Source organism: Vibrio atypicus (assembly GCF_009811315.1).
In the GTDB taxonomy this organism is placed as follows: Bacteria; Pseudomonadota; Gammaproteobacteria; order Enterobacterales; family Vibrionaceae; genus Vibrio; species Vibrio atypicus.
The window spans coordinates 434,185-448,175 of sequence record NZ_BLID01000003.1; the positions used below are offsets into that span (position 1 = coordinate 434,185).

16 protein-coding genes are annotated in these 13,991 nt (G+C 42.3%); 9 read left to right on the forward strand and 7 right to left on the reverse strand.

From position 1 onward, the window contains the following. Positions 1-1,005 (forward strand): low-specificity L-threonine aldolase, encoded by a 1,005-nt coding sequence (gene ltaE, locus GVO60_RS09220; RefSeq protein ID WP_159653159.1) that lies wholly within the window; start codon positions 1-3, stop codon positions 1,003-1,005. Between the two features lie 88 nt (positions 1,006-1,093). Next, positions 1,094-1,408 carry a c-type cytochrome gene (locus tag GVO60_RS09225; RefSeq protein ID WP_159653161.1) on the forward strand — a complete coding sequence of 105 codons (315 nt, stop codon included), beginning with the start codon at positions 1,094-1,096 and terminating at the stop codon, positions 1,406-1,408. A gap of 65 nt (positions 1,409-1,473) precedes the next feature. Here GVO60_RS09225 and ppiC read toward each other — a convergent pair whose 3' ends face one another. Continuing rightward, a complete protein-coding gene (gene ppiC, locus GVO60_RS09230; RefSeq protein WP_008074841.1) occupies positions 1,474-1,752 on the reverse strand; it encodes a peptidylprolyl isomerase PpiC in 279 nt (92 codons plus the stop codon). 200 nt (positions 1,753-1,952) lie between these two features. On the opposite strand from ppiC, the gene GVO60_RS09235 reads away from it, so the two are divergent. Beyond that, positions 1,953-2,891, forward strand: coding sequence for a chemotaxis protein (locus GVO60_RS09235; RefSeq protein WP_159653163.1), 939 nt, complete (start codon positions 1,953-1,955; stop codon positions 2,889-2,891). Positions 2,892-3,110: 219 nt separating this feature from the next. After that, positions 3,111-4,127, forward strand: a complete 1,017-nt coding sequence (locus GVO60_RS09240) for a GGDEF domain-containing protein (RefSeq protein WP_159653165.1) — start codon at positions 3,111-3,113, stop codon at positions 4,125-4,127. 73 nt (positions 4,128-4,200) lie between these two features. Here the strand turns inward: GVO60_RS09240 and GVO60_RS09245 are convergent, their stop codons facing one another. Next, positions 4,201-5,133 (reverse strand): DHH family phosphoesterase, encoded by a 933-nt coding sequence (locus GVO60_RS09245; RefSeq protein WP_159653167.1) that lies wholly within the window; start codon positions 5,131-5,133, stop codon positions 4,201-4,203. A gap of 207 nt (positions 5,134-5,340) precedes the next feature. Between GVO60_RS09245 and GVO60_RS09250 the strand changes: the two genes are divergently transcribed. Continuing rightward, positions 5,341-5,604, forward strand: coding sequence for a putative hemolysin (locus GVO60_RS09250; protein ID WP_159653169.1), 264 nt, complete (start codon positions 5,341-5,343; stop codon positions 5,602-5,604). A 6-nt stretch (positions 5,605-5,610) separates the two neighbouring features. On the opposite strand, the gene GVO60_RS09255 is transcribed toward GVO60_RS09250, so the two are convergent. Then, the gene (locus GVO60_RS09255; protein ID WP_159653171.1) at positions 5,611-6,462 is read right to left on the reverse strand and encodes a YdcF family protein; all 852 of its coding nucleotides are present in this window, start codon (positions 6,460-6,462) and stop codon (positions 5,611-5,613) included. Between the two features lie 139 nt (positions 6,463-6,601). Here GVO60_RS09255 and GVO60_RS09260 point away from each other — a divergent pair, with 139 nt between their 5' ends. Beyond that, positions 6,602-7,972: an L-serine ammonia-lyase gene (locus tag GVO60_RS09260; RefSeq protein ID WP_159653173.1), complete on the forward strand. Its 1,371-nt coding sequence runs from the start codon at positions 6,602-6,604 to the stop codon at positions 7,970-7,972. A 72-nt stretch (positions 7,973-8,044) separates the two neighbouring features. On the opposite strand, the gene GVO60_RS09265 is transcribed toward GVO60_RS09260, so the two are convergent. Continuing rightward, positions 8,045-9,169, reverse strand: coding sequence for a M14 family metallopeptidase (locus GVO60_RS09265; protein WP_159653175.1), 1,125 nt, complete (start codon positions 9,167-9,169; stop codon positions 8,045-8,047). Positions 9,170-9,448: 279 nt separating this feature from the next. Here GVO60_RS09265 and GVO60_RS09270 point away from each other — a divergent pair, with 279 nt between their 5' ends. Continuing rightward, on the forward strand, positions 9,449-10,924 hold the full coding sequence (locus tag GVO60_RS09270) for a peptide MFS transporter (protein ID WP_159653177.1): 1,476 nt from the start codon (positions 9,449-9,451) through the stop codon (positions 10,922-10,924). 118 nt (positions 10,925-11,042) lie between these two features. On the opposite strand, the gene phnR is transcribed toward GVO60_RS09270, so the two are convergent. Continuing rightward, entirely contained in the window at positions 11,043-11,756 is a 714-nt protein-coding gene (gene phnR, locus GVO60_RS09275; RefSeq protein ID WP_159653179.1) for a phosphonate utilization transcriptional regulator PhnR, read from the reverse strand. A 109-nt stretch (positions 11,757-11,865) separates the two neighbouring features. Further along, positions 11,866-12,471 (reverse strand): DUF1294 domain-containing protein, encoded by a 606-nt coding sequence (locus GVO60_RS09280; RefSeq protein WP_159653181.1) that lies wholly within the window; start codon positions 12,469-12,471, stop codon positions 11,866-11,868. Positions 12,472-12,703: 232 nt separating this feature from the next. Between GVO60_RS09280 and GVO60_RS09285 the strand changes: the two genes are divergently transcribed. Both GVO60_RS09285 and GVO60_RS09290 read left to right on the forward strand, forming a co-directional pair. Continuing rightward, the gene (locus GVO60_RS09285) at positions 12,704-13,033 is read left to right on the forward strand and encodes an antibiotic biosynthesis monooxygenase family protein (protein ID WP_159653183.1); all 330 of its coding nucleotides are present in this window, start codon (positions 12,704-12,706) and stop codon (positions 13,031-13,033) included. A gap of 49 nt (positions 13,034-13,082) precedes the next feature. After that, complete coding sequence (locus GVO60_RS09290; protein WP_159653185.1) at positions 13,083-13,769, forward strand: helix-turn-helix transcriptional regulator; 687 nt, start codon at positions 13,083-13,085, stop codon at positions 13,767-13,769. On the opposite strand, the gene GVO60_RS09295 is transcribed toward GVO60_RS09290, so the two are convergent. Continuing rightward, positions 13,770-13,979, reverse strand: coding sequence for a S1 domain-containing protein (locus GVO60_RS09295; protein ID WP_159653187.1), 210 nt, complete (start codon positions 13,977-13,979; stop codon positions 13,770-13,772). Positions 13,980-13,991 lie beyond the last annotated feature (12 nt).

Sequence of the window (13,991 nt, forward strand, 5' to 3'; positions counted from 1 at the left end):
ATGGATTTTCGTTCAGATACCGTTACCCAGCCAACACCACAAATGCGTGAAGCAATGGCAAAAGCACCTGTAGGTGATGATGTATACGGTGATGACCCAAGCGTTAATGATCTTGAACAATGGGCCGCTGAGCGACACGGGTTCGAAGCCGCACTGTTTACAACATCTGGAACCCAAGCCAACTTACTTGGGCTAATGGCTCACTGTCAGCGTGGCGACGAGTATTTATGTGGCCAGCAAGCCCACAACTATAAATACGAAGCTGGTGGCGCTGCAGTGTTAGGCTCAATTCAGCCACAACCTATTGAAAATGAGCCAGATGGTAGTCTCGATTTCGCCAAGCTTAAAGCCGCTATCAAACCCAACGATTCTCATTTTGCTCGCACTAAACTTCTAAGTTTAGAAAACACCATCAACGGCAAAGTACTGCCAATGGAATACCTTGCCCAGGCTCGTCAATTTGTTAACGAACACGGTCTTCAACTTCACCTTGATGGAGCACGAGTTTACAACGCGGTTGCAGCACTCGATGTTGATGTAAAAGAGATCGCCCAATACTTTGATTCGATGACTGTGTGTTTATCTAAAGGTTTAGGTGCACCTATCGGTTCACTGCTACTTGGCGATGCAGAGTTTATCTCCCGTGCTCGACGTATAAGAAAGATGGTCGGCGGAGGTATGCGTCAGGCAGGTATTTTAGCCGTAGCTGGTAAAATGGCACTGACCGATCCGGTGCCACAACTCAAAGTTGACCATGCAAACGCCAAATTATTAGCTGAGTTACTCAATACTCTTCCTGGCTTTAAAGTAAATGCAGAGTTTGTTCAGACGAACATTGTTTTCGCTAAGCTGGATGAGAGTATCGATATCAACACAATCGCAGAGAAACTTAAGCAAGAGACCATTATTATCTCGCCAGGAAACCCTATTCGCTTCGTGACGCACCAAGATGTTTCTGAACAAGATATTTTGACGCTTGTCGAAAAGATTAAATCTTACCTGTAAGCAAGTTTTGATTTATCAATTCATCTATTGAGCTTCCCCTTAGGGGAAGCTTTATGCTTTTTAGAGTTGAATAAGTTGAGAAGCCTAAATGAAGCAACGTTTATCTCTGTTAGCATTATTTCTTTTTCTACCGCTAAGCAGTGCTAACGCCAATGGAAACCCAGAGCTCGGTAAAATAAAGTCACCGAGTTGCGTTTTTTGTCACGGTAGCAATGGGCAAGCAGTTAATGATACCTACCCTAACCTAAACGGGCAAAATGCAGAATATCTAGTCCAATCCATGCTTAGTTATCAAAATGGATTACGCAAAGGAGACTTGGCCGCAATGATGCAAGCCCAACTCTCTCGACTGAACGAGCAAGACTTACGAGATATCGCCGCTTTTTACGCATCTCAGCCGTAAACCTCAATATAAAAAGCCCCCGTAGGATACGAGGGCTTACTATTCTAAACTTACTAGTTTGATGCTTATGTTCGGTATAGCACTTTCACTACATGCCAACCGAACTTGGTTTTAACTAAGTGCGGTACTAAGGTTTCACCAGAAAAGCACACCTTGTCAAACTGAGGAACCATCTGACCACGCTTAAACTCACCAAGATCGCCTCCACGTTTACCAGAAGGACATGTGGAATACTTCTTAGCTAAAGTTTGAAACTTTGCACCTTTTTTAAGCTGTTTGATGATGTCTTCAGCTTGCTCTTTGTGCTTAACCAAAATGTGTAACGCGGCTGCTGTGTTCGCCATGGTATTGCCTCTAAAACCTATATTAACGGCGCGATTGTAGCGGATTCATGTGAGATCTTCACCTCAACTTCTACACAAATAAGTAAGACGTGGTGATTATGTAAGCTAACAGCGACACATTTTGCACATCCTAATTGAACAACCCGCCAATTTGGTTACTATTTAAATGTCCCTTATAAATTTGTGTCATTGAGAGTCTTATGCCAAAAGTCGCAAGCAAAGCAAACCAATCTCAAGGTATGCTGATGTTTACCTTAACTAGCAGCAAACAACTGTTTGCTATTGGCACCCTTAAAGTACGTGAAATCGTACCATTTCAACCAACGACTCAAATTCCTTATTCGCATCATCATGTCGTCGGCACTGTCACCATTAGAGATATGACCATTCCGGTCATTAATATGCCTGCAGCGATTGGTTTTAGGCCAATCCAAGCCGAAGAGTATAAATCCTGCTACCTGATCGTAACGGATTGTTTGCGTACCGTGGTTGCCTTTATGGTACGTTCGATTGAGAAAATCATTGAGTGTGACTGGAAGAATATCGAGTCAACGCCGCCATCAGCAGGCAACAATGTATTTGTAACAGGGATCACGCGCTACAACGATCAAATTGTTCAGATGCTTGATGTAGAATTACTGCTCGCTAAAATCTATCCGCAGTATGAGTCTACGAATATTCCTATGTTGACCGACATCGAGCGCGAACGATTAAAAGCACTCAATATTTTGCTGGTAGATGACTCCTCGATAGCAAGAAAGCAGCTTTCTGATGCTCTCGATAGTATAAATATTCCCTACCAGATCTGTAATAACGGCCTTGATGCTCTTGAAATCATGCGTGAAGAAGCCAACCGACAGCATCCAATTGATCTATTGGTTAGCGATATCGAAATGCCTGGGCTAGATGGCTATGAATTAGCATTTGAGACTCAAAGCGACAGCAGTTTGAGTAATGCCTACATTATCCTCCATACCTCTCTTTCCAGTGAAATCTGTGTTGACCGCGCTCAGCAAGTTGGTGCTCATGAAGCGTTAGAGAAATTTAATGCAGGTGACCTTATCAAAGCCATGTTGCGAGGTGCCGCTATGCTAGAATCAGGGAAAAGTGTTACCGAGCGGATAGAAGTTAACGTCTAATAATTAATGCTAAAGCTGTGGGGTTGTATAAATAACAAACAACGCCAAAACTAAACTTTTAGTTTAGAGAAATTATCTCTTTTTAAACCATTTAATTTTCCGCTTAACCTCATAATTATTATTAATAATTTGCATTTAATTGATATTAACTCAAGCATCTCAGTGACAAATCCGCTAATCTTAAGTTAATTGGTAAGTTTGATAAGATTGTAATAACGAATGACCGACGACGATTACAAAAGATCGACGGCAAATTTAAAAAAAGCCGTCCCTCTTATGATGAAAAATCATGTAGCGGCCACACCTGCTAACTACGCACTTTGGTACACGTATGTGGACAATGCGATTCCGCAGATGAACCGTGAACTTGATAGCGTGCTAGAAAACTATGGCATTTGTCCCCCTGCAACTGGAGAACAATTGTACAAAAACTATGTTGCTAGCCGTGCGGAAACAGACATAAAAGATCTTCGAGCAAATATTGAATTGCTAGTAGGCCAAGTCGCCTCTTCAATGACTGATACTCTCGCAGATACTTCAAACTTTTCAGCGATGATAGACAAGAGCTTTCAAAACCTTGAAAAGGTAGAGAATGAAAGCATGTCGCTTGAAGAAGTCATGTCTGTGGTTCGTCAACTGGTTGAAGAGTCCAAAGAAATAAGACATTCCACCCGTTTCCTAAACAATCAACTCGAGTCCGCCAGCGAAGAAATTCAACGCCTTAAGAGTGAGCTCGCAGAAGTTCAACAAGATGCCCTGTTCGATAGCTTAACCAGCCTTTACAACAGACGCTCTTTTGATAATGACATTAGAACCCTTTGTCAATCTGGTCAAAGCCTTTGTTTAGTCCTAGCCGATATTGACCACTTCAAGGGTTACAACGATAACTATGGCCATTTATTTGGTGACAGCGTTATCAAAGGAATTGCGAAACGCCTACACATTAATGCACGTGACGGTGTCCATGCATATCGATTCGGTGGCGAAGAGTTCGCACTGATTGTTCCAAACAAGCAGCTACGAATTGCCCGCCAATACGCTGATGGTTTGCGACGTTCAATTGAAAAGCTATCAATCAAAGATAAGCGTTCTGGTAAACAGGTTGGCAATATTACTGCCTCATTTGGTGTGGCCGAGTTCCAGCTAAATGAAAGCCCGGAATCACTGATTGAACGAGCAGATAAACTTCTTTACGAAGCGAAGCAATTAGGACGAAATCGAGTAATGCCTTTGTAAGCAGTATTCTAGTTATAAAAAGAGCCCCGATAGTTTTATCGGGGCTCTTTTTGCTTAAGGTGCTTAGCCTTGATTAGCCATCAGCTGTAATTGTTGCTATCAACTCTTGCTGTACTTCTGGCGCTTTGTCATTGTCAATTTGGCACGTACCCGCCGCCTTATGACCGCCACCACCATACTTGAGCATCAATTCACCTACATTAGTTTTAGAGCTTCGGTCAAAGATTGATTTACCTGTCGCGAACACGGTATTCTGTTTTTGGAAGCCCCACATCTTGTGAATGGATATATTACATTGAGGGAATAGCGCGTAAATGATAAATCGGTTACCCGCGTAAATGGTTTCTTCGTCAGTCAAGTCCAACACAACGAGGTTATCGTGCACTGTTGCACAACGTTGAATCTGGTCTTTGAACAGCACTTCATGTTCACGATATAGATCAATGCGCTCTTTGACATCAGGCAGTTCTAGAATTTCTTTAATTGAGTGGTTCTTACAATACTCTATAAGATCCATCATTAAGTTGTAGTTTGAAATACGAAACGTTCTAAAACGCCCTAACCCAGTTCGAGCATCCATCAAGAAGTTGAGTAAGTTCCAACCGTCAGAATCTAGTACTTCGTCTCGATTAAACTGAGCTGAATCGCCTTTATCAACCGCTTCCATCATATCTAACCAATCACTTGGAAAAGTCTCTTCTCCTCCATAGTGCTCCCATACAACGCGCGCAGCGGATGGCGCTTCAGGATCAATAATATGGTTAGCTTTTTCACCTTGAGTTCGAATTGTCTCTGAAAGGTGGTGGTCAAAAACTAAATGGGCATCTGCAACATAAGGCAAATTTGTTACGATATCGCGAGAAGTAATTTCAATCACTCCATCTTGCATATCTTTTGGGTGAACAAACTTGATATCATCAATAAGATTTAATTGTTTTAATAGTACGGCACACACTAGGCCGTCAAAATCACTACGAGTAACCAGTCGGAATTTCTGCTCTGACATCTTGCACATCCTATGCTCATGCAAAATTAATAGTATAAGATACCTTATTATAACTAGCCCTAATGTTTCATCAACAAAACGGTTAGTTAGTATGATCTGTATCTTATAATTCTAGTCCTACTCCATCTTTTAACAAACTTAAGACAATGTTTTTTCACGCTTATCCTATACTCACTCGCGAGTTATTGATCCCATTGGAGAAATAGAATGAAAAAAGCCCCTCTTTTTTTGTCATTTATAGGCACCTTAGTTTTGGCTGGATGTGCTAGCCAATCTGACGATGAATACCAAGTAAAAGAGTACACATCCATGGCTAACCCGGCTGCTGTATATTGTGTTAAGCAAGGTGGAGAGTTAGAGACTGTAGACGAAAATGCCAAACGCGTTACTTACTGCGTCTTACCCGATGGTAATCGTGCAGAACAATGGGAGTACTATCGAAACAGCCAACAACAAGACCAAAAATCTTAAGCACGTTTAGCGATAACCGCTTTCAGGATCCAAACGACGATTCAAAGCGGTTAACTCTACGTTAAACTGATTGAGCTTCCTCTGTATTAACTCAATAGATGCATTCTCATCTGTTTGTTCAATAATGCTCGCAAGCAGATCAATTTTCTCTTTCGTACTTTGTTCTAACCCTATATCCAATAGTCGCTCAATGGCAGTGCGCGCGATAATAGCGGGTTGGCAACGTACAAGCTTATTCGGCTGACTAAATGCATGTTTAACAACGCCCTCCAAATAAACGCGATACACCGTTAACTCGTCCAGCGCCAAGAAAGCTAAACCTTGCTTTGTTCGATGCGGATAAGTGACGTAACAGTGCGCATTTCTTCCTGTTGGAATTCGTATTGGCAGTCCAGCTTTCTCACAACGTTGCTTCAATACCCTCAATAACCCTTGTTCATCCATTAATGATTGAATCTGAAAAATCCGCTCTAAATGGTAGTCATTGCTTACAAAGCTCACCGTCACCTGCTGATCAGATAAACTAATTTCACTAGAGTTCAACTTGATTGCTGCGTTTTCAATATTCTCAACCGTGTTGGTTGATTCTTCTTCAAGGATAATTATTTGGGGTTCTTTGCAACCGCGCGACTTTATCTGCTGATAGTAACGAAACATTGCTCCCGCTTCAGAGCAAGTCTGTCCTTGCGTAATTCCGCCGCAAAAAACTAATGCCGTCTGTTTAAGGTTATAGCGGCTAAGAAACTCTGATAACGCTTCAACCCTAGAACGGCCCTCTAACGTTAGTTCATCACACACCAATCGTTTACCAAGGACGATGATCACATCGCGAATACTCTCAGTTTGACCAGTTCTCACTTATATCCCTCTGTTTTAATGATATCTGTACAAAATGAAATTTTGTCGGTAGCTTTAAGCCCAGTTAACATTATGTTAACTATTATTAAGAGAGCTTGAGCACAAGCCTTGTCAGCACATATATACAGGAAACAGACTTATGCTGTCGATATTCGATATTTTCAAAATAGGCGTGGGGCCATCAAGCTCCCACACCAATGGCCCTATGCTCGCAGGGTATCATTTTACTCGATTGCTCGCCCCGTCAATTAGTAAAACGCATCGAGTACAAGTTGATTTATTTGGTTCTCTTTCTTTGACGGGTAAAGGCCACCATACTGATCGTGCAGTCATACTAGGCTTGATCGGTAACAAACCCGATACCATAAAAATGACCAGTGCAAAAATGGCCCTACAACAAGCCATTGATGGCTGTTCACTCAGCCTAGCATCAGCACACACAGTCAACTTCAGCTATGAGAGTGACATTTTATTCCATACTGACAACCTACCGCTTCATGAAAACGGAATGTCGATTACAGCTTATGACGCGCTCGGAACGCAACTCGTGACGGAAACTTACTATTCTATTGGGGGTGGTTTCATTGCGACAGCTGACGAGATGACAAATGGCTCCTCACAAAAAGAGGTTGAGGTTCCATTCCCATTCTCTAGCGCTGACGAAATGTTGAATGTTGCTGAACAAAATGGCTTTAGTTTAGGTCATATGATTTTGCAAAACGAGACTAGCTTTTGGAGCAGTGAAGAGATCGATGCCAAATCAGAGCAGATTTGGAAAGTCATGTCTCTTTGTATGCAACGCGGCTTTGAAACTGAGGGGATCCTTGAGGGCGGCTTAAACGTCACTCGACGAGCGCCAAACCTGCTGAAAAAACTTGAAGCGAACGCAGCAATTGAAAATGATCCGATGGAGATAATGGATTGGATTAATCTATTTGCCTTTGCAGTCAGTGAAGAAAACGCCGCTGGCGGTCAGGTCATAACCTCCCCTACCAATGGCGCTGCTGGTGTCATCCCTGCCGTGCTTATGTATTACCACAGATTCATCAAAGAACTCGATCTTAAGCAGATCAAAGATTTTATCGCTGTTGCCGGCGCGATTGGTATTCTCTATAAGACCAATGCATCCATCTCTGGTGCCGAAGTCGGCTGTCAAGGTGAAGTCGGTGTCTCTTCATCTATGGCTGCTGCAGGGTTAACCGCTTTAAGAGGTGGCAGCAATGAACAGATATGTATTGCAGCCGAAATTGCGATGGAACATTCGCTTGGTATGACGTGTGACCCAATTGGCGGGCTTGTTCAAGTACCGTGTATTGAACGAAACGCTATGGGCGCTATGAAAGCGATAAATGCGTCCAGAATGGCATTAAAACGTACCAGTAAATGTCTTATTTCTTTGGATAAAGTTATCGCAACCATGTATCAAACTGGTAAAGACATGAACCGAAAATATCGTGAAACGTCTTTAGGTGGATTAGCCGTCATTCATGTCGCTCCTCCGTGTGAATAACGCTTTTTCATAAGCGCTAAAAAGAGCCCCGAATAACAATGTTGTTCGGGGCTCTTTTCTATCAATCAAACGTTAGATCTGGTCGGTAACCGCCAAAACAGCACTGACCATGTCGTGACCAAATTTAACACTACGCTCAGGTGACCAAGCGTAAAGTGGATCGGGATAGTCATTATTGTCTTTAAATGGCATCTCTACGGTATAGGACAAGCACTTAAACTGTTCAGCAACCCAGTTAGAGCCAACGGTTAAATTCGCTTTGCCAGGTTCATCTTTGTCATAACCATGCTCATCTTGGAACTCTGGTGTAATAGTATGAAGAGCCTGCTTAAAGGCATTTTCTAAGTTTGCATGACGTTCATCGTAAGAAGGAATCCCTTCAGAGCCGGCTACAAAGTTATATGGAATCGCTTCATCGCCATGAATATCGAGGAACATATCAACGCCAATCTTTAGCATACGCTCACGAACTAAGAAAACCTCAGGGCTACGGTCCATAGAAGGATCTTGCCATTCACGGTTAAGATTAACCCCGATCGCATTGCAACGTAGATGACCACGAATACCGCCATCCGGATTCATATTTGGGACGACATAAAGAACCGCTTTTTCTAACAAGGCACGGGCGCTCGTATCATCCATATCAAGTAACCGCTGAATATAACCTTCAGCAAACCACTCGGCCATGGTTTCACCTGGATGCTGACGTGCGATCAACCAGATTTTTTTCTTACCGTCTTCAGGTTCGCCAAAAGTAAGTAAACTCATGTCATTCCCATCCAGAGTCTGACCTAAAGTTTCTAGCTCACAGTGATGAGAATTTTGCGCCATGTGCAGTAAATCAAGATGGCGGTCATAAGTATAAGGGGCAAAATATGAGAAATAGATGGAGCTATGTTCAGGAATAACCGTAAAACTCAATGTATCCCCATCGTAATCAGCAGGAACTCGGAACCATTCCTCTCTATCGTATGAAGCAACAACATCATAGCCACTCCAACCTTCAGGATAAGCAGAGCCTTTCAAATCAAGTAACTTGATCGTATGTGGCTGGTCAGCTTCCGTTTCTAAGCGAAAATGAAACCACTGATAGAATTCTGACTGATTATCATTAGGGATTCTAAGTTGAATGTTGTCCTTATCGTCAGTATTGACGACTTCGATACTTCCACTATCAAAGTTACTGAAGATTTTCATAGAGTTACGTTCCTTTTACAATTGAACTCGTTTGACGCAGGCTATCACAAAGAATGTCGAAGAAAAATAGAAGAGGACACAGATTAAAATTCGATATTGCTCAACAAATATCCAGCGCAAACGATTTGGATCAAATTCATTACAATAATTTATGCGAATTGACGAAAATTTCGTGCATCAATTATGTTTTCTGCGATAATTGTTTCAATTTATAACATACCACAGAATAAGATTAATCTAGTTGTTAATCCTGTGTTATATCAAGATAATGAGACTATTATGTGGAATAAACTCAACAAATCAATGATGTTCTGCCAAGCGATGTTTGGCTTATCATTCTACGGTGTGATGGTTATCTTAACCCGCTTCTTCTTAGAAGATCTTGGGTATAGTGAAGCAGATACCATGATGGTAGTGGGCGCGTTCTCTTCTATTGGTCCGCTTTTCGCAATTGCGGGCGGCTTTATAGCAGATAAATTCCTCGGTGCCTACCGTTCTTTAACTATTGCCTACGGTACTTTTGCTACTGGTTACACTCTGCTCGTTCTTGGCGCATCAACGACCAATGTACCTATGAGCTTGGTCGGTATTGCACTTGCAAGTTATGCTCGTGGTTTGATGTCTCCTTCATACCCTAGTCTTTACAAACGTACTTTTGCCTCTGAAGAAGACTTCGAAAATGGCTACCCTGTTAACTACTCTGTAAACAACGTGGGTGCCCTTTTAGGTCAATACCTATTTCCAATGTTCGTGCTGGTTATTGGCTTCCACGGTAGCTTTACGCTTTCTGCTGTTATGGCTGGATTCGCATTTGTTACTCTTGTCATCTTCAACAAACAACTTGTTGGTGTTGCTGCGGAAATCGATAAAAAGCCAGTTAGTGCTAAAAACTGGGTTGCTTTTTTAACGCTTTCAGCAGCAATGGTTGGCCTTGTTTTCTTCATGTTCTCAAACATGGATATTGGTCAGAACATCGTATACGCAATTGGCGCAGCCGCAATTTTGTACTTCATTTCTTTGATGGTGAAATCAGGCAAATCAGACGCGCTCAAAATGGGCACTATTCTTATCATGACTGTGCTAACCACCTGCTTCTTTGTTTACTATGGTCAAATGATGACTTCCATGACTATGGTGACAATCAATACTATGCGCGGTGATCTGTTTAACATCATCCCGATTGCGCCAGAAGCTTCGATGGCGATGAACCCACTGTGGTGTATTATCGCAGGCCCTGTAATCTCTATGACGTTCTCATCGTTAGAGAAAAAAGGCATCAACTTCTCTACAGCGACAAAAATTGGTTTCGCGTTTATCTTTACAGCGATTGCCTTTGGTATTCTTACCATGGCGGTAATGAACATCGGTGAAGACGTAGTTATTCGCCCTGAGGTTTTCCTCGTTATCCACTTCTTCCAAGCATTTGCTGAAGTTATCGTGGGTAGCTTAGTGGTTGCGTTTATCCTTTCTGTAGCGCCAAAACACATTGAAGGTTTCTCGGTATCACTATTCTCTGTCGCAATGGCATTAAGTGGAATTGTTGGTGCGGTATTCTCTACTTCGATTGCGCTTGAAAAAGGACAAGAGATCACTCAAGAAATCGTACAAACCGTTTATGGCGAATACTTCCAGCTACTAACGATTCTTGCGGTTGTTATGGTCGCTATCGCTCTAGTTTGTTCTGTGATTATCCGTAAGATGCTCGCAACTGCTCGCGCTGAAGAAGCACCTCAAATGGTTGAAGCAGAAAGCTAATATCTCAACGATGAAATAAGAAAGCCCCGGCTCAGAAGTCCGGGGCTTTTTAAATAAAGAAGTTAAATCAGCAAAAAATAATGCAATACCTAGCCTTCAACGACAACATGCACTACGACTAGGATGATGACATTAATAGCTCTACCGTCGATTCTATATTTATCGAATCATGCCTCCACTGCTCGATAGTACAACCAATCACTCCCCCATTTCGATCATAATTCACACGTTCAATCACCATCGCTGGTGTTCCAGTGGTTGCTCTTAGAGCCCCAGCCGTCAAACCTAACAACGATCGAGTAGAAACACGATAATGTACCTTGTGAAATTGGACACCAAAATGCTCGGTAATGATGGAGGTAAGAGATTGCGATAAATCAAAACTCAATAGCGTTGAGAATCGCTCAGGAAGGAGGTAACTCGTCACGTAAACAACTGGGCGACCGTCTAAGTACCGTACACGATCGATTCGGTACACATCGGAAAAAGGCTGTAGCTTCAGTAAAGTTGCGGCTTGTTTATCTGCAAGGATTGTTTTAGCTGAGATAATCTCAGTTCGAGCTTCTCGCCCATGCGTTCTCGCCAAATCAGAAAAGCCAAGAGATTGTGCTGGGTCGTATTTTACAGGCGCTGTAGAGATAAACCAGCCACGTCTATCCTCCCTATATATGCGCCCTTCAGCTTCAAGTAATGAAAGGGCCTCACGTAATGTAACGCGTGTCGTGTCAAATGATTCTGCTAACTTGCGTTCAGATGGCAGTTTTTGATTAGGTGACAACATGCCAGATTCAATCTGTTCGACGATAACATCTTTAATTTTTACGTACTGCACAGTCACCCTTATTTTCCAAGCACTTATCAATTAGTTGCAGGCGTTGAGAATATATAAACTTACCCGCAACCTTGACAAATAGTACCCTAAAAGTGCAGAGCGATGCTAACTAAAAGCTGGCTATAATTAGCTGAAACTGGCTAATGTAATGCGCTAATACAAGACTACCTTGGTAAGTCAATGTCCAACAATAAAACGCAATATTCGCTGCCATTGAGAGCCAAAAAAGCAGCTTAAATCCGATATTATTGTATTTATGGTGTAAAACCGATTGAGCAAGCATTGCTCCTGGCCAGCCCCCAAGTAGATTCAAAACATGAAAGCAAACATCAGGAATCTGCATGCCCCCTGTATGTTGGGCTTGTTTATCAACGGCATAAACAAGGTAGGTCACCGTTGATATCGCCAACGCGATGATAAGAACAATGGGTGGAAAATTTAATAGAAAGACACTCGCAACCATGGTCGATAGGAACCAAATCGCGACCGCTAGAGGAAAATTAAAAACAAATTTCCTTTCAACATGAACAGCTTTGATTTCCCCTTGCGCATCTTTTGCTAGACGAAATTGAACTCGGTCTCTTAGCCTTGGCGGATGACCAAATGCCTCGAAGTCAAACAAGTGAAATCGTACTTGCGCTTCTTGATCATCAACTGCAATATATCCATAGCCTTTGTGGTGGTCCCACTCACTGATCGTTCCTTGTATCGCCATCTTCCTAGCCCTGTTGCTTCAACTCTGTCGTTTGAAGTATCTGTCTTATAAAATTATAGGTTCACAACTGTACAGTTCAAATATAGACACCATAAGAAACAACCGACATAATCAAGATCACAATTACGCAACTAGTAGGCTATAAAGCAATCAATAATCACTCCTGACATGTTCTGACAACTCCCCCGTTTATGATGTTTCTGAATTAACCAAGTACAGAAAGGAACCTACTATGGATAACGTTGTTGAAATCGTCACCTTCAAGCTTCTAGAAAACACTGATCACGAACAGTTGATCGAGGCATCAAAGCAAAGCCAAAAATTTATCGCTAACTTGCCAGGCTTTCAATATCGATCCACCAGCTATAACTCTGAGACCGACACTTGGACTGATATTGTTTATTGGGATTCTCTTGAAAGTGCGAAGGCAGCAGGTGAGAAGTTTGATTCATCTCCAGATTGCCAACCATTAATGGCGCTCATCGATCCGCAAAGCGTAGACATGCAACACCAGTCGATTAAGATGGATGATCTCGCGGTTAAGTATCAAAAAGCGATGTAATCCGTATCGAGGGCAATCACTGCCCTCACTCTCAACACAAAGGGATACCATGAGTAAATCTGAGCGCCTATTTGAGTTATTGACAGTGCTCCGTTCAAAGCGTTACGCGGTAACCGCATCTGAACTGGCTAGAGCGATGTGTGTGAGTGAACGAACCATTTATCGGGATATTCAATCTCTCGTTACTTCAGGTGTCCCTATTCAAGGAGAAGCAGGCATTGGCTATGTTTTACAAGCTGGTTCCCACTTACCGCCTCTTATGTTTACTGAAAAAGAGATGATGGCACTAGAGCTCGGTATGAGAATGGTACGAGCATGGTCAGATACAGAGTTGGCCGATGCATCTCGTTCTGCTTCAACAAAAATTCTTTCTGTCTTACCTGACAAACTAAAACAGCAAGTAGAAGAATTCTCAATCATAGTTCCTGATATCCACACTCAAACAGAGACCGCCTGTTACGGTCAGATTTTACGCCATGCAACAGACAACAAGTGCAAAGTTGAAATTCACTATACTGCACAAAGTGGAGAAACGACAATTCGCAAGTTGCAGCCACTTGGTCAGATATTTTGGGGGAAGATTTGGACGCTAGTCGCTTGGTGTGAGCTACGAGATGATTATCGTCATTTCCGCGTGGATAGAATTAATAAAATATCTGTATTGGACGAAACGTTTTCTATCCACGAGAAAAAATGTCTACAAGACTACGTGTCAAAACACGCAAAACAAAAGTAATCAAATAATGGGTAATATATGAATGGCAATACCACACCCATTCAGGTCGCGTTCCATATCAAATACAACTCGCTCGGAAATAAAAGGAGGCAGTGCTTCCACATCCATATCTCGAACATGAAAAAACACTCTTTCAGGAATGCCGGATGACTCTATCAATCCAAAGCCATGTTTTTCATCCCAATTGACAATTCTACCTACCATCGCCATGAAACGTACTCC

Coding starts and splice junctions, on each gene's coding strand:
- ppiC (WP_008074841.1), bottom strand. CDS start 1,752: ATGGCGAACACAGCAGCCGCGTTACACATTTTGGTTAAGCACAAAGAG.
- ltaE (WP_159653159.1), top strand. CDS start 1: ATGGATTTTCGTTCAGATACCGTTACCCAGCCAACACCACAAATGCGT.
- GVO60_RS09295 (WP_159653187.1), bottom strand. CDS start 13,979: ATGGCGATGGTAGGTAGAATTGTCAATTGGGATGAAAAACATGGCTTT.
- GVO60_RS09280 (WP_159653181.1), bottom strand. CDS start 12,471: ATGGCGATACAAGGAACGATCAGTGAGTGGGACCACCACAAAGGCTAT.
- GVO60_RS09225 (WP_159653161.1), top strand. CDS start 1,094: ATGAAGCAACGTTTATCTCTGTTAGCATTATTTCTTTTTCTACCGCTA.
- GVO60_RS09245 (WP_159653167.1), bottom strand. CDS start 5,133: ATGTCAGAGCAGAAATTCCGACTGGTTACTCGTAGTGATTTTGACGGC.
- GVO60_RS09235 (WP_159653163.1), top strand. CDS start 1,953: ATGCCAAAAGTCGCAAGCAAAGCAAACCAATCTCAAGGTATGCTGATG.
- GVO60_RS09260 (WP_159653173.1), top strand. CDS start 6,602: ATGCTGTCGATATTCGATATTTTCAAAATAGGCGTGGGGCCATCAAGC.
- GVO60_RS09285 (WP_159653183.1), top strand. CDS start 12,704: ATGGATAACGTTGTTGAAATCGTCACCTTCAAGCTTCTAGAAAACACT.
- GVO60_RS09250 (WP_159653169.1), top strand. CDS start 5,341: ATGAAAAAAGCCCCTCTTTTTTTGTCATTTATAGGCACCTTAGTTTTG.
- GVO60_RS09265 (WP_159653175.1), bottom strand. CDS start 9,169: ATGAAAATCTTCAGTAACTTTGATAGTGGAAGTATCGAAGTCGTCAAT.
- GVO60_RS09240 (WP_159653165.1), top strand. CDS start 3,111: ATGACCGACGACGATTACAAAAGATCGACGGCAAATTTAAAAAAAGCC.
- GVO60_RS09270 (WP_159653177.1), top strand. CDS start 9,449: ATGTGGAATAAACTCAACAAATCAATGATGTTCTGCCAAGCGATGTTT.
- GVO60_RS09290 (WP_159653185.1), top strand. CDS start 13,083: ATGAGTAAATCTGAGCGCCTATTTGAGTTATTGACAGTGCTCCGTTCA.